Genomic DNA, 18,989 nt, shown 5'->3' on the forward strand with positions numbered 1-18,989 from the left:
ACTGATTAATATTCATCCTCACGGAATCCAAAATCGCGAAGATTAGACGCTTTATTGCGCCAATCTTTCTGTACTTTCACCCACAGCTCCAAAAATACTTGGGATCCGAGTAAGTGTTCAATATCCTGTCGTGCTCGCTGGCCAATTTCCTTTAGTAAGGCTCCTCGCTTGCCAATAACGATTCCTTTTTGCGAATCTCGCTCTACAATAATGGTAGCCATGACATTAATAATTTCTTTATCCCCGCGGCGCTCCATTTTGTCAATCACAACCGCAATAGAATGCGGCACTTCTTCTCTCGTCAAATGCAGCACTTTTTCCCGAATCAACTCTGATACAATAAAGCGTTCTGGATGGTCGGTTACCTGATCAGCCGGATAGTACTGCGGCCCAGCAGGAAGATTTTCCTCAATCTGACCAAGAAGACGCTCTACGTTATTTCCTTCGAGAGCAGAGATTGGAATGATCTCCGCAAACGCATGCAAACTTTTGTACTGATCAATCAACTCCAGCAGCCGGTCCGGATGCACTCGGTCAATTTTATTAACAACAAGAAAAACTGGTGTGTGAATCCCTTTTAACTTTTCAATAATAAATTCATCACCACGGCCGTAACCTTCCTCGGCATTGACCATAAAAAGCACAAGGTCAACTTCCTTCAACGTATTAACAGCCACTTTCATCATGAAATCTCCAAGCTTGTGCTTTGGTTTATGAATGCCTGGAGTATCGATAAAAATCATTTGGGCATCCTCTTTTGTGTAAACACCTTGGACTTTGTTCCTCGTCGTCTGCGGCTTATCACTCATGATAGCGATTTTTTGGCCAATCACCCTGTTTAAGAAAGTAGACTTCCCTACATTTGGACGACCAATGATTGAAATAAAGCCTGATTTATATGTTGAGTTCGTTTCGTTTTTATTCATGTAGATCCTCCGGTGAAAATGCTCCTGGCAATAATTCTCTAACTGTTGTTTCCTGCACAGCACCCTGCAAGTTTGTCAAGATTACTTTCATATCAGGACTGCAAAGCTCGGAGATCACCTGACGGCAAGCACCACACGGAGACACCGGACGCTCCGTATCAGCGATAACCGCAAGCGCTGTAAATTCTTTTTCCCCTTCTGACCACGCTTTAAACAAAGCTGTTCTTTCTGCGCAATTACACATGCTGTAGGCAGCGTTTTCGATATTGCATCCGCGAAAGACTTTGCCATCCTTCGTCAAAAGTGCCGCTCCTACTTTGAATTTTGAATAAGGAACATAGGCATTCTCTCTTGCGACTGCCGCTTCCTTAATTAACTGTTCTCGTTTCAATTTTTATGCTCCTTCACTTTCTATTTTAATATAAAATAGCTTAATTGTAATCCATTTAGCAACAAATTTTCAGAAAAGTTTAAATTATCTAAAGCAACTCCAATGCCTTTGGCAGAAAAATGATCATCCCTACTAACACCGCGAGGAGGGAAAACAGCAAAACAGCTCCTGCAGCTAAATCTTTCGCTTGTTTTGCCAGCAGCTGATAATCTTTCGTTACTAAATCAACTGTTTTCTCTATCGCTGTATTGATTACCTCAAGCGTCAGCACCCCAAAGATCATAACTAGAATGAATAACCACTCTATCGGCGACAATGCGAAAAAAAAACCTGCGGCTACGACGGCTGCTGCAGCGGTTAAATGGAACCGGAAATTAGGTTCTTTTAGTGCAATGCGCAAGCCGTTCAACGCAAACCGAAAAGAAGATAGGAACCGTTTCCACTGAAAGTTTTTTCTACCGCTGTAATCCGTATTCATTTAAAATTTCCTTCTGCTTTTGAAACATAACCTTTTCTTCTTCCTCAGTCATATGGTCATAGCCAAGCAGATGGAGAAGCCCGTGGACTGCCAAAAAGCCCAGCTCTCTTTCAAAACTGTGCCCATATTCAACCGCTTGTTCTTTTGCCCGCTCGACAGAGATAACAATATCTCCTAACACCCGCGGCAAGCCTTCCGCTCCACTGATTTCTATTTCCTCTTCCCCCATCTCTTCTAATGCAAAAGAAATAACATCTGTTGGTGTATCTTTCCCACGGTATTCACGATTAATCTCCTGGATTCTCGGATTATTCGTAAAAGTTATTGAGACCTCACTGTCTTCTGCTACCGCTTCCTTCTCGGCTGTTAATTCTAACAATGCCTCGACGAGTTGGAAAGCCTCTGCCTTTAACTCTTCCGTTTCATCCACCATATCTATAATCAGACTCATCTCTTTCCTCCATTCTTTACTTAACATTCCATCTGCCAATGGACAGAGTGATCATTGTATTTTTGGTGAGTATCACTCTCTTGTACGTAAAATCATAACAGGTTTCTCCGAAAAAATCATGTGCGGCTCTAGGAAAAGAAAAACAGCCAGCCCTCAGACTGCCTGTCAATTCTCAAGTTCTTCATAAGCTTGGATAATACGGGCAACGAGCGGATGACGAACGACATCGCTTTGTTCCAGGTGAACGAAAGAAATAGAGGGCACTCGATTCAAAATCTGCTCTGCTGAAACGAGCCCTGATTGTGCTCCTTTCGGCAAGTCAATTTGTGTTCGATCGCCGGTAATGACCATTTTTGACCCAAAGCCAAGCCGCGTTAAAAACATTTTCATTTGGGCTTTCGTTGTATTTTGGGCTTCATCTAAAATAACGAATGCATCGTCAAGCGTTCGGCCACGCATATAGGCAAGTGGCGCTACTTCAATTGTTCCCCGCTCAATGAGCCGCTGCGTTTGCTCTGTACCCAATACGTCATGGAGAGCATCATAAAGCGGTCGTAGATATGGGTCTACTTTTTCCTTTAAGTCCCCAGGCAAAAACCCGAGGCTTTCTCCTGCTTCTACTGCTGGCCTTGTGAGTACAATTCGTTTAACCTGCCCGGTTTTTAATGCATGGACTGCCATAACTACCGCCAAATAAGTTTTTCCCGTACCTGCCGGGCCAATGCCGAATACAAGATCCTGCCTACGGATCGCTGTTACATACTCCTGCTGGCCAAGCGTTTTGATTCGAATAGGTTTTCCTTTCGCATTCTTAGTGATTTCCTGGTCATATAACTCATCTAGGTATTCAATCGTCCCATTTTTCCCCATTTGCACAGCGTTCATAATATCCCGCTCTCCAATATTGATGCCTTTGCGAATAATAAGGAGCAAGCGGTAGATAATTTCTCTGACTAATGCGGTGTTTGCTTCTGCACCAGCTATGTGAAGCGTCTCCCCTCTTGTTATAAGAGATACATCAAATTCTTCCTCTAAAATAGTCAGATTTTTATCCGATACACCGAATAATGCTGCTGCCTCATTCGGATTCTCGAGTTGGATATTCATTATGTTTTTTTCTTCTGGCATTCTTTTGGTCTCCTTGAGTGATTGGTTTGGCTACGGCTATATTTTCTAGTACTTGGAAGTGTATAGATAATTTAACTTTACCATTCGTAAACTGTCTCTGCAAAATTTTTTCACCATGAATCTCTGCTTTCTCAGGAAGTTTTGCCTCTAGATCCCTTCGTGCAATTTCCCGAGCACGAATCTCCGCTTCCTTTTCTGTATAAGAACGGCTCGTTCGTCTGCTTTCATAGTATGTTTTTTCTACATAGCTGACCGGTAATTTCATTCCAAGGAAGGAAACAGAGTGCACTTGCTCGTCCTCCTTATGATTAGCAAAAGAATGATTTTTAAATCCCCATATAGGGAATCTAAAGGTATCTACTTGAAGCATATGCTTTTTCACCTGCTGTCCGGTCAGCACTTGAAACTCAGTTTCTATAGGCATTTCTACTGTAGTTTTGTACCAGGTTTCCCCAAACACCTCCCCATCAGCAGCTACCTCTTTTAATTTCTCTTCTGTGCCGATTAGTCCAGAAACAAGTAGTTGGCCTTTATGAACAAACTGATCTCTTTTTACAGCAGCCTGTCCCTTTTTCACAAACAACTTTACTATAACCGCTTCTTTTGCCGCGACGAGATGCTGAGGGCCATTCCACTTCTTTTCCTTGGGGGCATTTTTTTCTACGACCCGGAAATGAAACGTGCTGCCTTTCACTTCTACACCGATCCATGTTACTCCTTCGATACGGTTCAATAGTTTGTGCTGGACCGTTTCTGGATCATCCATGCTAAAGATAAACCGGCCTTTCTCAATACCAATGTCAGCCAGCTCTTTACGGATTTGGTGTTCCATTTTCGGGCTGGCTCCACGAATATCTATCCGCCAGACAACGTTCGATAATAATAAAATAACAACAAGAAAGGCAATCGCTCCAATTAAAAACCCTGAACTTTTCCACAGCCTTTTCAGCAAAAAAGGGAAGCCCTCTCCCCTATAAAAGTATATGTCCCCTTCGAATGTACGTGCGGCCCTTCTCACCTTGTGAATATGCTGAAGTGAACAGGAAAATGAAACAGCCTGTTCACTTTGTCTGCTTACATTCCAAATGGGAACGCGGGAACGAATTAAGCGATTAATAAAACGTTCTGCTCCTTGCCCTTGCACCTTTACAAAAATGATTCCTTGAAAAAAAGCAAGCCACTGATTGTTCAAGCTTTTTCCCCCTTACCCATCCAAATAAACGAGCTTTTCGATTTTTCCTTCAATTAATATTTCTTCCGGCAAAATAGTTTTAATCGTAAATGACTGTCCTTTAATTAACAGTTGCCCCTTCGTCAGCATTAATCTTACTTCTTTATCAGAGAAAGCAAGCAGTCCTCTATGATTTTCAATATAGATATGAAGCTGACCGATCATCGTGATCCGGGGAAGGTCCATCATGACATCTTCGGGTAGATTCAGCGATTTTGTCAGCCAGCTCTTCATTTGCTCTCCCCACTTTTTTGTCATAAAAAAAGAACCCCCCTCTCCTTTCAAATGTATGAAAGGAGAAGGGGGAACATGTCAGTTTATTTCCGCCTCAGCGCTTTAGGCGGAGCTAAGATCTCTGCTAAAATGATTCCTTTTACTAAATCATCGGCTTCCGCTTCAAAGTGAGGTTCAGCGGAGACTGTTTCTCTTTTATTTTCCTCCTGAAAGCGGCGGAGACGGCCGTCCGTTCTTTCGCTGCGGACGGTTTTTTTTCTTATTTCTTCATACTTTTCTTTTATTTCCGGACGATTTGTTTCACGAGGCTGACTCGCCTTTTTTACCTGTGTAAAAATATCGGTGGCAGAAGGAGAATCTGTATGTTTCGGTTGTGTTGCCGTTTTTTTCTCCTCTTTTTTTTCACCCTTTAACCGGTTAGTCACAACCGAGATGACTCCGATAATGATAGCTATAATAATGGATTCCATTACGGACCTCCTTTAAAAACAGGCTTTACTGACCTTGATCTTTTCCATCTTTGTTACCGCCGGCCATTTTGCCAATTGATCCTCTCATGCCTGTATCTGCATCAATGTTTTTGTAGTTCATATAATCCATCACACCAATATTGCCTGTTCGCAGGGCTTCGGCCATAGCTAGTGGCACATCCGCCTCGGCTTCTACTACCTTAGCTCTCATTTCCTGTACCCGGGCTTTCATTTCCTGCTCGTTCGCCACAGCCATCGCACGGCGTTCTTCTGCCTTTGCTTGAGCAATATTCTTATCTGCTTCCGCTTGCTCTCTCTGCAGCTCAGCTCCGATATTTTTACCGATATCTACATCGGCAATATCAATGGACAAAATCTCAAACGCCGTTCCCGCATCCAACCCTTTGCTTAAAACTGTTTGAGAAATCATATCCGGGTTCTCAAGAACTTTTTTATGGTTGTCACTGGATCCGATCGTCGATACAATCCCCTCTCCGACACGGGCCACGACTGTCTCCTCTCCAGCTCCCCCAACGAGCCGCTCAATATTAGCCCGAACCGTAATACGTGCTTTCGCCTTTACTTCAATCCCATCCATCGCCACACCGGCGATAAACGGAGTTTCAATTACCTTTGGGTTAACACTCATCTGTACAGCTTCAAGTACATCACGGCCCGCGAGATCGATTGCCGCACATCTTTCAAAAGACAATTCGATGTTGGCCCGCTGTGCAGCGATTAAGGCATTTACTACTCGGTCAACATTTCCTCCAGCTAAGTAATGACTTTCCAATTGATTCGTTGTAACATTGAGTCCTGCTTTTGACGCTTTAATCATTGGATTGACCACACGACTTGGGATAACCCGGCGAAGCCTCATCCCCACGAGTGTAAAAATACTAACTCTTACTCCCGCTGCTAAGGCTGAAATCCACAGCATAACAGGAACAAATGTAAAAAACACCGATAAAATGATAATGCCAATGATAACTGCTGCAATAATAAATGCAAAGCTAAGATCCATTATTCTGCCCCCTTATTATTCAGTTTCCCGCACGACAATTCGTGCTCCTTCCACTTTTACTACGGTTACTTCTTTTTCTGCTTCAATGAAGCCGCCCTCGCTAACAGCATCTATTCTCTCATTATTGATAATAACTGTACCTGCTGGCCGAAAAGGCGTTTTTGTAACACCGGTTTTGCCAAGAAGCTCTGACCGGTTCACATTTGATACATATCCGCTTTCCGTGCTCGTAGAATCCGTTAAAATGATTTTTTTGAAAAATTTCATCTTTTTACCAAACACCTTTACCATTAAAATCATAACCGTTATAGAGATGACCATAGCAATCACCAGAGACAGTCCCATCCATTTTACATTATCCCCAGCAAGCAAAATACTTGCAGCTACTGCAGATATCCCCAATATGCCAGCAATCCCGCCCGGAAGAAAAAGCTCAGCTATAACGAGAAGCGCTCCAATAATAAATAAAAGCAAAGACTCGTATCCTGCAAGGCCAGCAACCAGGTGGCCGTAGAAGAATAACAACAAAGAAGCAAGACCGATGGAACCCGGCAAGCCAAAGCCAGGTGAATATAACTCAAGAACCAGACCTAAGCTGGCTAGTGTTAGTAAAATAGGAACGATGATGGGATTCGTCACAAAGCGGGCTACCTTTTCCGCCCAGCTTTCTTTTACTTCCACTACCGGAGCTTCCACTGCCTTTTCATGCTGCAAAACTTCCTTCAATTGACTGACAGTCGCTTTGGAGTAGCCAGTTTCCAGTGCTTCCTTTGATGAAAAGGTTAATAGTTTGCCTTTTTCAGCACCATATTGCGGCAAATCTATATCCGGATCTGCCATAGCAATTGCATATTTAGGATCAAGACCGTTCGTTTGTGCAGCACTTTTCATAGCAGAGCGCCAGTAGCTTTGTGCTTTCTTATCAGCCATATTGCCCTGCTCATCAATGACGGCAGCTGCCCCCATTTGAGCATTAGGCACCATGTAAATCGCGTCCGTATGCAGAGAGATAAAAGCTCCTGCCGATAATGCTCGGTCGTTAATAAAAGCGACGGTTCGCGTATCTGTCTCATCTAAAAGCTTGCCAATTTCCCCGGCTGCATCCACCGCCCCGCCCGGTGTGTGAATATCAAGAACAATTAATTGAGCTCCATTTTCCTCCGCCTCTTGAAACGAACGCTTCATAAAGGCATACAGCCCTTTTTCTACTTCATGATGAACAGGTACCACATATACAGGCTTCTCCTTATTCTGCGAAAAAACCGGAAAGCTCAGTCCTGTAAAAAAGAGCAACAAGCCAAACAATAAAGCAGACCACTTTCTTATCAAACTCACCCCCCTCAAGGATTCCTTTTTCTTCTATACGTATAGTGTAAAGGAAAAGTTTCAAAAATATAACAAGAAAAGCGGAAGCAGCCTGATTAGCCCGATAGGGGGTTGGAGGGATCGACAAGGAGGCGGCTCTTTGACTCCGATCGAGAGACCGAAACCACCGTGCGGGCTGGCTGCTGCAGCTAGACAAGAGAAAAGCGGAAGCAGCCTGATTAGCCCGATAGGAGGTTGGAGGGATCGACAAGGAGGCGGCCTTGAGAGACCGAAACCGCTGTGCAAGCTAGACGCTGTAGCTGAGCAAGGGAAAAAGCAGAAGGCGTGTGAGGAGGCAAAAGACAAACTCACCATCTGTTTTAAGTAGATTACTATCTGCTATAAATAACGACAAAAAAAGATGACAGGAAGAATCCTGTCATCTTTTTTTATGAAAGTTTTTGCTGAACGAGCTTGTTGACGAGACCGCCATCAGCCCGGCCTTTTATCTTCGGCATTAAAGCGCCCATTACTTTGCCGATATCTGCTTTAGAGGAAGCATTTACTTCAGCGATTGTTTCCTGAACAATTGCTTCTAGCTCTTCATCTGAAAGCTGTTTTGGCATATATGAGTTCACGTAAGTCAGTTCAGTTTGAATTTTTGAAACGAGGTCAGCACGCCCCGCCTTTTCAAATTCATGGAGGGAGTCTTTGCGCTGTTTCACTTCACGAGAAAGAACTGCCAACTCTTGATCTTCTGTTAATCCTTCATTCCCTGCTTTAATAGCTTCATTCTGCAAGGAAGCTTTTAACATGCGGATCACAGTTAATTTTTCTTTTTCTTTGTTTTTCATCGCTTGCTTGATGTCATCGTTTAAACGCTCGAGAAGACTCAAAGTAATACCCTCTCTCTCATTAGAACTTACGTTTTCTAGCCGCTTCTGATTTCTTTTTACGCTTTACGCTTGGTTTTTCATAAAATTCACGTTTTCTTGCTTCTTGTAAAGTTCCAGTTTTGGAAACAGCACGTTTGAACCGACGTAGAGCGTCTTCAAGCGATTCGTTTTTACGAACAACTGTTTTTGACATATCTCTTTCCCTCCCTCCGAACACTTACGATTACATGTTCCGTAACGGAAATTCCATGTACCAAATAATTATAATACAAGCCAGTATGTCGGTCAAGAAATTCCTTTTCAACCACCGATATGTTTATTCGGAATTTAATAGTCTGAATTTCCCTTTAATCCTTGAATAATTTTTACACCTGAACTGGCCCCAATTCTTGTGGCTCCTGCCTTAATCATGTTAACAGCATCTTCTTGACTACGCACCCCTCCAGAAGCTTTTACACCAACGTCTGGACCGACTGTTTTTCTCATGAGACGGACATCTTCTTCTGTTGCTCCGCCTGTAGAAAAACCGGTAGATGTTTTCACATAGTCAGCTCCCGCCTCAACAGACAGACGGCAAGCCCGTTCTTTTTCCTCGTCTGTTAACAAACTCGTTTCAATGATGACTTTAGTTAAAGCCTTTCCCCGCGCAGCAGCAGTAACCGCTTGGATGTCTTTTAAAACCGTCTCGTCATCTCCCGCTTTTAACGCGCCGATGTTGATAACCATGTCCACTTCCGTTGCTCCATTTTCGATGGCTTCTTTCGTTTCAAACGCTTTTACGGTTGTTGTTGTAGCTCCTAGTGGAAACCCAATAACTGTACATACTTTAACTTTCGTATCTTTGAGCTGCTCGGCCGCATACGCTACCCAGACAGGGTTGATGCACACAGACGCAAATTCATAAGCCCTTGCTTCTTCACAAAGCTTCTTCACTTCTTCTTTCGTTGTTTCTGCTTTTAGTAAAGTATGGTCAATCGCTTTTGCTATATCCCCAAATTGATCTGTTATCAAGTGACTAATCTCCTTTTCAACAAGTTGTACGTACCTCTTCTTCTATCGTACCATCGAATGAGCAAAATGGCGAGTTTCTTTAATAGCTTTCTATTTATTTTCCTTTTAACATACCCTTTTTCAAGAAAATTAAAAGCCTTTCATACATAATTTGTATGAAAGGCTTTGATTTTATATTAAACGGTCGGCTCTAGCTCTTCATCCATCACACGAACAAATTGTCCTTCATTAAATGGATAACCTGCTTTTGTAATTTTCACTTTCACAATTTGACCAACCATTTCCTCTGTTGCAGGAAAAACAACTTTTAAATAGTTGTCTGTATACCCTGTGTACAATCCTTCTGCTGCTCCGTCTTCTTTAAATGGTTCTTCAGGGATGACTTCCAGCACTTCCCCTTCAAAACGGGAAGCGTACTCTTTTGCGAGCTGGTCAGAAAGCTCGATCAGACGGTGAACACGTTCGTTCTTGACCTCTTCATCGATTTGATCATCCATGCGAGCTGCTGGCGTACCTGTACGCTTGGAGTATGGGAAAACATGAAGCTCGGAAAATTGGTGCTCTTTAATAAAATTATATGTTTCCATAAACTCTTCTTCTGTTTCACCTGGAAAACCGACAATGACATCTGAAGTAACAGCTAATCCAGGAAGAGCTTTTTTAAGACGGTTTAAGCGATCAGCGAAAAATTCCATCGTGTATTTACGACGCATTCTTTTTAAAACTGTATTTGAGCCGGATTGAAGCGGTACATGCAAATGTCTAACGACAATTTTAGAGCGGTCAATCACTTCGATGACTTCGTCAGTAAGCTGGCTCGCTTCAATCGAAGAAATGCGGATACGCTTTAAGCCTTTTACCTTCTCCTCTAAATCCGTCAGCAGCATAGCTAAATTGTAATCTTTCATATCCGAACCATAACCACCAGTATGAATACCAGTGAGTACGATTTCCTTGTAGCCGGCATCCACAAGTTGTTGAGCTTGGCGAATGACCTCTTCCGGGTCTCGGGAACGCATTAAGCCACGCGCCCATGGAATGATGCAAAATGTACAGAAATTGTTGCAACCTTCTTGGATTTTCAAAGAAGCGCGCGTACGATCTGTGAAAGCCGGAACATCGAGTTCTTCATATACTCGGTTTTTCATAATATTGCCGACACCATTAATAGGCTGGCGTTCTTTCTTATATTGTTCAATGTACTCGAGCATCTTTACGCGGTCTTGCGTCCCAACGACTATATCTACTCCGGGAATAGCCATAATTTCCGCCGGAGAAGTTTGGGCATAACAGCCAGTTACACAAATAACTGCATCGGGATTTTTGCGGACAGCACGCCGGATGACTTGTCGGCTTTTTTTATCGCCTGTATTAGTTACTGTGCACGTATTAATGACGTACACATCAGAAGTTGATTCAAATTCTACACGGTCATAGCCCTGGCTCTTAAACAGCTGCCAGATGGCTTCGGTCTCATAATGATTTACTTTACATCCAAGTGTTTGGAATGCCACTGTAGGCATGGTCATCACCTCATTAGTTCAAAATGGTAGGAGATAGCAGACAAGGCGTAAAGAGGCGCTGTTTCGGTCCGTAAAATACGAGGACCGAGTCCACAAGGGATAAATCCGTTGCTCTTTAGCTCTTCTGCCTCTTGCTCTGATATTCCGCCTTCTGGTCCAAAGACAATTAGCAGTTCATCCCCCTGTTGCATGTTGCTCAACAGGTGATGGAACGCCGTCTTCTCTCCTTTTTTGCTTTCTTCTTCAAATGCATATAATTTAAACGAATACTCTTGTCCGATTCGAATTAACTGTTGAAAATCCACCGGCACATTTACTTCCGGCACGCGGTTCCGCTGAGATTGTTCAGCCGCTTCTTTGGCAATTTTTGCCCAGCGTTCTGTCTTTTTGGCTGCCTTTTTCTCATCCCACTTAACGATGGAGCGATCCGCATGAAAAGGGACAAACCTGCTTGCCCCAAGCTCGGTTCCCTTTTGAATGACGAGTTCCAGTTTATCCCCTTTCGGCAGGCCGCTCGCAATCGTGATAGCAACCGGCAGCTCTTTCTCATCATGCAGCCATTTTACGACAAAAGCAAGGGCACGGTCAGTGGAAAGTTCTTCAAGCTCCACCACCGCTGACTCCCCATCCGGAAAAACGACAGATACACAGTCTCCTTCCTTGGCACGCATTACGCGCGCTAAATGATAGAAGTCTTCCCCCTCAATCGTTACTCTTTTATCATTTCCTGGCTTATCATTTAAAAAATATCGCTGCACAGTTGTCACCCCGTCTGCAAAAATATCGTTCAGGCCGTGGCCAAACGGCCGACCGGTCAAATTTGCCTATATGTTTTATGCCATTTTCTATTTCTTTTTAGCAATAATGGCTACCCAATCTTCCATCAAAAGTGTTTCTTCGACATCAAACCCAGCTGCTTGCACAGCTTCTTTTACCTGCTCTTTCTTTTGCCCGATAATTCCTGACGAAATAAAGTAGCCGCCCGGCTTTACCTTTTTAGCTACATCTCCCGTAAAAGAAAGAATGACTTCAGCAAGTATGTTCGCTACAATGACATCCGCCTGTTCATCGATGCCGTCAAGCAAGTTGTTTTTCAATACGGTTACTATGTCGTCCACTTGATTCAATTGAATGTTTTCCTTTGCTGCTTCTACAGCAACTTCGTCAAGATCAAGAGCCGTAACTCTCTTTGCCTGGAGCAGGGCGGCTCCAATACTAAGCACGCCTGAGCCAGTGCCCACATCTACAACATAATCTCCAGCTTTAACATAACGCTCCAATGCTTGTAGACACATAACAGTTGTCGGATGTGTACCTGTACCGAACGCCATGCCGGGATCAAGTTCAATGATTAACTCATCCGTACTGACTCGTTCATATTGCTCCCATGTGGGCACAATTGTAAATTTTTCAGAGATTTTAACCGGATTATAATATTGTTTCCAGGCTGTAGCCCAGTCTTCTTCATAAACTTCCGTAATCTTTACTTCATTGCGGCCAATATCAATGTCATAACTAGCCAAGTTTTTAATGGATTCTTTTATTTCTTCCGCTGTTTCAGAGAGAAAGCTGTTGACAGGCAAATAAGCTTTAACAATAACTACGCCTTCTTCCGGGTAATCATGAGGATTGAGCTCATAAATTTCACCGAACTGATCTTCCCTTTCCCTTATCAGTTCAACTGGATCTTCAATCACAACTCCGCTTGCACCTGCTTCATGCAAAATGTTTGAAATTGGTTCCACGGCTTCATTTGTTGTTTGAATACTAATCTCAGACCACTTCACGTCTTGCCAGCTCCATTCTCATTTAGTCGCGCTTTAACGCACGTTTTACTTTATCAAAAAAGCTCTTTTCCTGTTCATCCAGCACTTCTCCGCTTACTTCAGCAAATTCACGCAGCAAATGCTTCTGCTTTTCACTGAGCTTTGTTGGCGTGATGACTTTCACTCGAATATGTTGATCTCCCGTGCCATACCCACGCACATTCGGCACCCCTTTTCCACGCAGACGGAATTTCGTATCCGTTTGCGTGCCAGCTGGCACCTTCAGTTTAACCTTGCCGTGGATGGTTGGCACCTCAATTTCATCACCAAGCGCGGATTGAACAAAAGTAATCGGGATCTCACAGTAAATGTCATCCCCCTCCCGTTCAAACAATTCATGAGGGAGCACACGGAAAACGATAAATAAGTCGCCCGCCGGACCACCATTAACCCCTGGTTCTCCCTGGCCTGCTACACGAAGCTGCTGGCCATCATCGATGCCTGCCGGGATTTTAATATGGATCTTCTTATTCTTTGTAACTACGCCATCACCGCCGCAAGTGGAGCATTTTTCTTTAATAATATTGCCTGTGCCATGACAATAAGGACACGCACGGCGATTGACAATGCGGCCGAACGGTGTGTTCTGCTCGACATTCAGCTCTCCTGTCCCATGGCAATGGTTACATGTTTCAGGGGTTGTTCCTGGTTTGGCACCTGTGCCCTTACAAGTGTCGCACGTTTCTTCTTTTGGAATTTGTATGTCTGTTTCTTTGCCAAACACCGCTTCTTCAAAACTGATGGTCATCGTATATTGCAAATCAGCTCCCTGACGCGGAGCATTTGGATCTCTTCTGCGACCGCCGCCAAAGAATGTACTAAAAATATCTTCAAAGCCGCCGAAGCCGCCAAAATCCTGTCCGCCAAAGCCCTGATTAGGATCTGTATGGCCGAACTGATCATACTGTGCTCTCTTTTGTTCATCACTTAATATTTCATAAGCTTCTTTTATTTCTTTGAACTTTTCATCTGAACCGGCTTCTTTGTTAATATCCGGATGGTATTTTTTAGAGAGCTTTCGGTATGCTTTTTTTATTTCATCTTTTGAGGCGCCTTTTTCAACGCCGAGCACTTCATAATAATCTCGTTTACTCATATCATTGCCCACTCCCCGATTCATTTCACATAAAGGCTATTTTAACATAATTGCTTAGCAATAGTGAATATTATTCATTGAAAAAAGCCAAAGTCAAGAAACCCCTGACTTTGACTTTTCAATGTCTGAAAGGCAGACGTGTATGGCAATTATTTCTTATCGTCTACTTCTTCAAACTCAGCGTCAACGACATCATCGCCTTTTTGACCAGATGCTTGCTCTTCTCCTCCTTGAGCTTGCTGTGCCTGTTTCGCTGCTTCTTCATATAATTTTACTGATAAGTTCTGCACAATTTCTGAAAGCGCCTCTTTCTTCGTGCGGATGTCTTCCAATTCATTTTTCTCAAGCGCGGCTTTTAATTCCTCTTTTGCTTTTTCCGCTTTTTCTACTTCAGCCGCATCTACTTTGCCTTCCAGCTCTTTCAATGTTTTTTCAGTCGTAAATACGAGCTGATCGGCTTCGTTCTTCAATTCTACTTCTTCTTTCAGCTGCTTATCCGCTTCTGCATTTTCTTCCGCTTCTTTTACCATGCGATCGATTTCTTCATCAGATAGGCCGGAAGAAGATTTAATAGTAATATTCTGCTCTTTGCCGGTGCCAAGATCTTTCGCACTGACATTTACAATTCCGTTCTTGTCAATGTCAAATGTTACTTCAATTTGCGGAATACCACGTGGTGCTGGCGGAATATCAGTCAGTTGGAAGCGACCGAGTGTTTTGTTGGCAGAAGCCATAGAGCGTTCCCCTTGAAGAACATGAATATCAACCGCTGTTTGATTGTCCGCTGCCGTTGAGAACACTTGGGACTTAGATGTTGGAATAGTTGTATTACGTTCAATTAACTTAGTAAATACGCCGCCCATCGTCTCAATTCCGAGTGAAAGTGGTGTAACGTCTAGAAGAACAACATCTTTAACGTCGCCAGTTAATACACCGCCCTGTACGGCAGCTCCCATTGCCACTACTTCATCTGGGTTGACCCCTTTATGAGGTTCTTTTCCTGTTGCTTTCTTAATCGCTTCCTGAACAGCAGGAATACGAGTAGATCCACCAACCAAGATAACACGGTCAAGCTCAGATGCTGAAATGCCTGCATCAGAAAGCGCCTGACGCACAGGTCCCATTGTGCGCTCAACTAAATCAGCTGATAGCTCATCAAATTTTGCACGAGTTAACGTTAATTCCAAGTGAAGTGGCCCTGCTTCGCCTGCTGTAATGAACGGCAGGGAAATTTGAGTAGAAGTAACACCTGAAAGGTCTTTTTTCGCTTTCTCCGCTGCATCTTTTAGACGCTGCATCGCCATTTTATCTTTTGACAAGTCAATGCCGTTTTCTTTTTTGAACTCTTGAACTAAATAATCGATAATGACTTGGTCAAAGTCGTCTCCTCCAAGGCGGTTATCACCTGCAGTCGAACGAACTTCAAATACACCGTCACCAAGCTCAAGAATCGATACGTCGAATGTACCGCCGCCCAAGTCATAAACAAGCACGGTTTGATCCTCATCCATTTTATCCATTCCATAAGCAAGAGCTGCTGCTGTTGGCTCGTTAATAATCCGCTCAACTTCAAGACCGGCAATTTTCCCCGCATCTTTTGTTGCCTGGCGCTCGGCATCATTAAAGTAAGCTGGAACAGTAATAACAGCTTTTTCAACTTTCTCTCCCAGATAATCCTCTGCATATGATTTTAAATATTGTAAAATCATTGCTGAGATTTCTTGAGGAGAATATTCTTTTCCTTCTACTTCAACCTTATGGTTTGTTCCCATGTAACGCTTAATAGAAATAATTGTATTAGGATTTGTAATCGCTTGGCGTTTAGCCACTTCCCCTACCTGGCGCTCACCATTTTTGAATGCTACAACAGATGGTGTTGTCCGGTTACCTTCCGGGTTTGGAATAACCTTTGGTTCTCCACCTTCGAGAACCGCTACACATGAGTTTGTTGTTCCTAAGTCGATACCAATTATTTTACTCATTTGCGATTTGCCTCCTTTGAAAATATGTACTGGTTTACTGATTTACTTTTACCATCGACGGACGGATAACGCGATCCTTCAGCCTATACCCTTTTTGAAACTCTTCAATCACTTCATTAGGGCTGTATTGGTCATCGCTGTCTGTCATAACAGCTTGATGAAAGTTCGGGTCAAATTCTTTGCCAACTGCTTCAATCACCTCGACGCCTTCTTTTTCAAGCGCGGAAATCAGACCGTTATACACCATTCCCATTCCTTGGAGTACGGATTGGGTCTGTTCATTTGTCGCTTCCACCTTTAATGCGCGTTCGAAATTGTCCAGCAGCGGAAGAAGATCAGAAATTAAGCTTTGAGCACGATATTTTTCACTTGCTTCACGGTCTAGTTGTGCACGGCGGCGAAAATTATCAAAATCAGCCAGCAAGCGCAAATAACGGTTTTCAGCTTCTTCAAGTTTTTGCTCAAGCTCATTTATTTTTTCAAGAGAAGCGTCTGCTGCAGATTGTTCCTCCTCAGCTGGAGCATCCTCTGCTTGCACAGGAGCTTCTTCTGTTAAAGGCTGTTGTTCCATTTCTTGCTTTTCTTCTTTCTTCAGTTCTTTCTCTTCTGCCATTCGTGTTTCACCTCCTTTAAAGAATAGACGGTTCGATTCCGCCTTTTTGCATAAAGAGAAGGAAATTAGCATAAACACGCTAATTTCCGCCTGCTTCATACTTTCTTTAACTATGATACAAATTTGTTAAAGCTTTTGTCATGTCATGGCTTAAAAAGTCTACAAGACTAATGACACGCGAATATTCCATTCTTGTCGGACCAAGAATAGCAATGGTACCAACTGGTTCATCTCCAACAGAATAAGAAGCGGTGATCAAACTGCAATGCCGCATAGCAGCATTTTTATTTTCTTTTCCGATCTTCACTTGAATACCGGCTGGAACACCACTGATCAGTCGGTATATTCCCTCTTCCTGATCAATCATGTTCATCACAAGTCTAATTTTTTCTACATCGTGAAATTCTGGCTGATTCAACATATTCGTCTTCCCACCGAAGAAAAGCTTTTCATTGGCATGCAAATCTACTGCTTTTACAAACATAGATAATAATGCATCGTGGTTACGAATATGCCGACGCAGCAGCACAACAATTTCTTTATATAATCTATCATGGAGCTCAGAAAGCGGAACACCAATAAGCTTTTCATTTAGTATGTTGACCATTTTTTCAATATCGGAAGCATCTACTCGTTCAGGCAAGGAGAACGTCCGATTTTCAACATGACCCGTGTCAGTGACAATAATCGCAACTGCTGTATCTTGGCCGAGTGGCACAATTTGCAGTTTTTTTAGCTTATTATCTTTCAACTCAGGCCCTAACACAATTGCCGTATAGTTTGTCAGCTCCGATAGGATTTCTGCCGATTTCTGAACAACTTTCTCCAATTCATAGATGCGGTCCACAAAAATAGAATTGATTGTTTCCACTTCCTGATAGTTCAACTTTTTCGGCCGCAGCAAGTGATCCACATAATAACGGTATCCTTTTTCTGACGGCACACGCCCTGAAGATGTATGAGGTTTCTCTATAAAACCGAGATTCTCCAACTCTGCCATATCATTGCGAATGGTAGCTGAGCTAAACGTTACTTCTTCTTTTTCCGCGAGGCTGCGGGAGCCAACTGGCTGTGCAGATCGAATGAAATCATCAATAATTATTTGCAAAATAAAAAGTTGACGATCGGTTAACATCGTTGATCACCTCTGTTAGCACTCGATTGTCAGGAGTGCTAAATCTATAAATAAATTATCAAAATCAGCGATTAATGTCAACGACAGAGCACTTATTACACCGCTCTGTTATTCATTCTCTTCAGTGAGCAAAAATGCTTGAAACACTTCGTTTCCTAAAAGTTTCCCCTGCGCTGTCAGTCGGAGGAATTCATTATCCTCTACCACGAGCAATTCTCTCCCAATCATTTCCTCAATCGGCTTTTTAAATAAGGAAAATGGAGAGATACCAAACTTGTTTTCAAAATGAGAAACTGACACCCCCGCAATTTTGCGGAGCCCAAGGAACATCTCCTCTTCCATCTTCTCTTTTTCAGTTAACTTGCTTTCATGCAGCAAAGGAAGCTGCCCTTCTTGTATGGGAGTCATATACTTTTTCAGCGGCCCATGATTGGATCGCCTAACTCCGTTTATATAAGCATGAGCACCGGCGCCAAATCCGTAATACTGTTCATTATTCCAGTATACAAGATTATGAAGACTTTCAAACCCAGGACGGGCAAAATTGCTGATCTCGTATTGCTGAAGACCTGAAGCGGCCATTTCCTCTTCAAGCAATTCATACATCGCTGCTTCTGTTTCCACTTTCGGAAGCGGCAAGGCATCTTTTCTCATTAAATTATAAAACACAGTTTTAGGTTCAATAATCAATGAGTAGCCGGAATAATGCGGAAGCTGCAAGCTAAGTGCTTGCTTTAAAGTGTCCCGGAAGTCCGCAAGCGTCTGATTCGGTAGGGCATATATTAAATCAATGCTAATATTGTCGAAGCCAGATGCTCTTGCATCTTCTATCGTAGCAAACACATCACTGCTTGAATGCGTACGTCCGATGGCACGAAGCAACTCATCATTAAAGGACTGTACACCAAGACTCAAGCGATTTACTCCGTAACTTCTCAGCACTCTCAACTTCTCAGCCGTTAAGTCACCTGGATTTGCTTCAAATGTGAACTCCCCATTTGCAAAAGGCAAATAATCTCGGATAGCTTGGCACAGCTTATCGAGTTGCGCAGCATTAAGAGCCGTAGGCGTTCCTCCGCCGACGAAAATGGTATCCAGCTGATTAGAGGGGGCCTGTTCCATGGTCATTTTCATTTCATCAGCCAACGCCCTTATATAGTCGTCCACCGGCTGATTTTTTAAAAAGACTTTATTAAAATCGCAGTAATGGCAAATTTGCTGGCAAAAGGGAATGTGAATGTATGCGGAACGTATCATATAAGAAAACTC

22 protein-coding genes are annotated in these 18,989 nt (G+C 43.1%); 1 reads left to right on the forward strand and 21 read right to left on the reverse strand.

Annotation, left to right across the window (positions count from 1 at the left end):
- Positions 1-5: 5 nt before the first annotated feature.
- From era to ACH0BF_RS14665, 10 genes are all read right to left on the reverse strand, one after another.
- Positions 6-926, reverse strand: a complete 921-nt coding sequence (gene era / locus ACH0BF_RS14620; protein ID WP_120033113.1) for a GTPase Era — start codon at positions 924-926, stop codon at positions 6-8.
- Entirely contained in the window at positions 919-1,317 is a 399-nt protein-coding gene (locus tag ACH0BF_RS14625) for a cytidine deaminase (protein ID WP_120033116.1), read from the reverse strand. Before ACH0BF_RS14625 ends, era begins: the two co-directional genes overlap by 8 nt.
- An 88-nt stretch (positions 1,318-1,405) precedes the next feature.
- A complete protein-coding gene (locus ACH0BF_RS14630; RefSeq protein ID WP_120033119.1) occupies positions 1,406-1,795 on the reverse strand; it encodes a diacylglycerol kinase family protein in 390 nt (129 codons plus the stop codon).
- Complete coding sequence (gene ybeY, locus ACH0BF_RS14635) at positions 1,773-2,246, reverse strand: rRNA maturation RNase YbeY (RefSeq protein WP_120033122.1); 474 nt, start codon at positions 2,244-2,246, stop codon at positions 1,773-1,775. Before ybeY ends, ACH0BF_RS14630 begins: the two co-directional genes overlap by 23 nt.
- Before the next feature lie 165 nt (positions 2,247-2,411).
- Positions 2,412-3,374 carry a PhoH family protein gene (locus tag ACH0BF_RS14640; protein WP_120033125.1) on the reverse strand — a complete coding sequence of 321 codons (963 nt, stop codon included), beginning with the start codon at positions 3,372-3,374 and terminating at the stop codon, positions 2,412-2,414.
- On the reverse strand, positions 3,325-4,566 hold the full coding sequence (gene yqfD, locus ACH0BF_RS14645) for a sporulation protein YqfD (RefSeq protein WP_406909558.1): 1,242 nt from the start codon (positions 4,564-4,566) through the stop codon (positions 3,325-3,327). Before yqfD ends, ACH0BF_RS14640 begins: the two co-directional genes overlap by 50 nt.
- A gap of 12 nt (positions 4,567-4,578) precedes the next feature.
- Complete coding sequence (yqfC, locus tag ACH0BF_RS14650; protein ID WP_120033131.1) at positions 4,579-4,863, reverse strand: sporulation protein YqfC; 285 nt, start codon at positions 4,861-4,863, stop codon at positions 4,579-4,581.
- 59 nt (positions 4,864-4,922) lie between these two features.
- A complete protein-coding gene (locus ACH0BF_RS14655; protein ID WP_406909559.1) occupies positions 4,923-5,309 on the reverse strand; it encodes a hypothetical protein in 387 nt (128 codons plus the stop codon).
- Positions 5,310-5,334: 25 nt separating this feature from the next.
- Positions 5,335-6,333: a flotillin-like protein FloA gene (gene floA / locus ACH0BF_RS14660; RefSeq protein WP_120033137.1), complete on the reverse strand. Its 999-nt coding sequence runs from the start codon at positions 6,331-6,333 to the stop codon at positions 5,335-5,337.
- Positions 6,334-6,348: 15 nt separating this feature from the next.
- Positions 6,349-7,668, reverse strand: coding sequence for an NfeD family protein (locus tag ACH0BF_RS14665; protein ID WP_340853249.1), 1,320 nt, complete (start codon positions 7,666-7,668; stop codon positions 6,349-6,351).
- Positions 7,669-7,798: 130 nt separating this feature from the next.
- Here ACH0BF_RS14665 and ACH0BF_RS14670 point away from each other — a divergent pair, with 130 nt between their 5' ends.
- Positions 7,799-8,026 (forward strand): hypothetical protein, encoded by a 228-nt coding sequence (locus ACH0BF_RS14670; protein WP_406909561.1) that lies wholly within the window; start codon positions 7,799-7,801, stop codon positions 8,024-8,026.
- Between the two features lie 61 nt (positions 8,027-8,087).
- On the opposite strand, the gene ACH0BF_RS14675 is transcribed toward ACH0BF_RS14670, so the two are convergent.
- The 11 genes from ACH0BF_RS14675 to hemW all read right to left on the reverse strand — a co-directional run bounded on the left by ACH0BF_RS14675 (position 8,088) and on the right by hemW (position 18,977).
- A complete protein-coding gene (locus tag ACH0BF_RS14675; RefSeq protein WP_120033140.1) occupies positions 8,088-8,534 on the reverse strand; it encodes a GatB/YqeY domain-containing protein in 447 nt (148 codons plus the stop codon).
- Positions 8,535-8,553: 19 nt separating this feature from the next.
- The gene (rpsU, locus tag ACH0BF_RS14680) at positions 8,554-8,727 is read right to left on the reverse strand and encodes a 30S ribosomal protein S21 (RefSeq protein ID WP_041097322.1); all 174 of its coding nucleotides are present in this window, start codon (positions 8,725-8,727) and stop codon (positions 8,554-8,556) included.
- 134 nt (positions 8,728-8,861) lie between these two features.
- Positions 8,862-9,545 (reverse strand): deoxyribose-phosphate aldolase, encoded by a 684-nt coding sequence (gene deoC / locus ACH0BF_RS14685; RefSeq protein WP_406909562.1) that lies wholly within the window; start codon positions 9,543-9,545, stop codon positions 8,862-8,864.
- Positions 9,546-9,721: 176 nt separating this feature from the next.
- Positions 9,722-11,068, reverse strand: coding sequence for a tRNA (N(6)-L-threonylcarbamoyladenosine(37)-C(2))-methylthiotransferase MtaB (gene mtaB / locus ACH0BF_RS14690; protein ID WP_120033146.1), 1,347 nt, complete (start codon positions 11,066-11,068; stop codon positions 9,722-9,724).
- A 5-nt stretch (positions 11,069-11,073) separates the two neighbouring features.
- Positions 11,074-11,826, reverse strand: a complete 753-nt coding sequence (locus tag ACH0BF_RS14695) for a 16S rRNA (uracil(1498)-N(3))-methyltransferase (RefSeq protein WP_120033149.1) — start codon at positions 11,824-11,826, stop codon at positions 11,074-11,076.
- A gap of 87 nt (positions 11,827-11,913) precedes the next feature.
- The gene (gene prmA, locus ACH0BF_RS14700) at positions 11,914-12,855 is read right to left on the reverse strand and encodes a 50S ribosomal protein L11 methyltransferase (RefSeq protein WP_120033152.1); all 942 of its coding nucleotides are present in this window, start codon (positions 12,853-12,855) and stop codon (positions 11,914-11,916) included.
- 22 nt (positions 12,856-12,877) lie between these two features.
- Entirely contained in the window at positions 12,878-13,990 is a 1,113-nt protein-coding gene (gene dnaJ / locus ACH0BF_RS14705; protein WP_120033155.1) for a molecular chaperone DnaJ, read from the reverse strand.
- Positions 13,991-14,139: 149 nt separating this feature from the next.
- Complete coding sequence (dnaK, locus tag ACH0BF_RS14710) at positions 14,140-15,972, reverse strand: molecular chaperone DnaK (RefSeq protein WP_406909564.1); 1,833 nt, start codon at positions 15,970-15,972, stop codon at positions 14,140-14,142.
- A 34-nt stretch (positions 15,973-16,006) separates the two neighbouring features.
- Positions 16,007-16,585 (reverse strand): nucleotide exchange factor GrpE, encoded by a 579-nt coding sequence (gene grpE / locus ACH0BF_RS14715; RefSeq protein ID WP_340853239.1) that lies wholly within the window; start codon positions 16,583-16,585, stop codon positions 16,007-16,009.
- A gap of 106 nt (positions 16,586-16,691) precedes the next feature.
- The gene (hrcA, locus tag ACH0BF_RS14720; RefSeq protein WP_120033165.1) at positions 16,692-17,720 is read right to left on the reverse strand and encodes a heat-inducible transcriptional repressor HrcA; all 1,029 of its coding nucleotides are present in this window, start codon (positions 17,718-17,720) and stop codon (positions 16,692-16,694) included.
- Positions 17,721-17,828: 108 nt separating this feature from the next.
- The gene (hemW, locus tag ACH0BF_RS14725; protein WP_406909565.1) at positions 17,829-18,977 is read right to left on the reverse strand and encodes a radical SAM family heme chaperone HemW; all 1,149 of its coding nucleotides are present in this window, start codon (positions 18,975-18,977) and stop codon (positions 17,829-17,831) included.
- Positions 18,978-18,989: the final 12 nt, after the last annotated feature.

It is taken from the genome of Pseudobacillus sp. 179-B 2D1 NHS, from assembly GCF_045370945.1.
Taxonomy (GTDB): domain Bacteria; phylum Bacillota; class Bacilli; order Bacillales; family Domibacillaceae; genus Pseudobacillus.

What these genes read in the sequence shown, in the direction of transcription:
- era (WP_120033113.1), bottom strand. Translation starts at nt 926, where the DNA reads ATGAATAAAAACGAAACGAACTCAACATATAAATCAGGCTTTATTTCA.
- ACH0BF_RS14630 (WP_120033119.1), bottom strand. Translation starts at nt 1,795, where the DNA reads ATGAATACGGATTACAGCGGTAGAAAAAACTTTCAGTGGAAACGGTTC.
- ybeY (WP_120033122.1), bottom strand. Translation starts at nt 2,246, where the DNA reads ATGAGTCTGATTATAGATATGGTGGATGAAACGGAAGAGTTAAAGGCA.
- ACH0BF_RS14640 (WP_120033125.1), bottom strand. Translation starts at nt 3,374, where the DNA reads ATGCCAGAAGAAAAAAACATAATGAATATCCAACTCGAGAATCCGAAT.
- yqfC (WP_120033131.1), bottom strand. Translation starts at nt 4,863, where the DNA reads ATGACAAAAAAGTGGGGAGAGCAAATGAAGAGCTGGCTGACAAAATCG.
- ACH0BF_RS14655 (WP_406909559.1), bottom strand. Translation starts at nt 5,309, where the DNA reads ATGGAATCCATTATTATAGCTATCATTATCGGAGTCATCTCGGTTGTG.
- floA (WP_120033137.1), bottom strand. Translation starts at nt 6,333, where the DNA reads ATGGATCTTAGCTTTGCATTTATTATTGCAGCAGTTATCATTGGCATT.
- rpsU (WP_041097322.1), bottom strand. Translation starts at nt 8,727, where the DNA reads ATGTCAAAAACAGTTGTTCGTAAAAACGAATCGCTTGAAGACGCTCTA.
- mtaB (WP_120033146.1), bottom strand. Translation starts at nt 11,068, where the DNA reads ATGCCTACAGTGGCATTCCAAACACTTGGATGTAAAGTAAATCATTAT.
- dnaJ (WP_120033155.1), bottom strand. Translation starts at nt 13,990, where the DNA reads ATGAGTAAACGAGATTATTATGAAGTGCTCGGCGTTGAAAAAGGCGCC.
- dnaK (WP_406909564.1), bottom strand. Translation starts at nt 15,972, where the DNA reads ATGAGTAAAATAATTGGTATCGACTTAGGAACAACAAACTCATGTGTA.
- grpE (WP_340853239.1), bottom strand. Translation starts at nt 16,585, where the DNA reads ATGGCAGAAGAGAAAGAACTGAAGAAAGAAGAAAAGCAAGAAATGGAA.
- hrcA (WP_120033165.1), bottom strand. Translation starts at nt 17,720, where the DNA reads ATGTTAACCGATCGTCAACTTTTTATTTTGCAAATAATTATTGATGAT.
- hemW (WP_406909565.1), bottom strand. Translation starts at nt 18,977, where the DNA reads ATGATACGTTCCGCATACATTCACATTCCCTTTTGCCAGCAAATTTGC.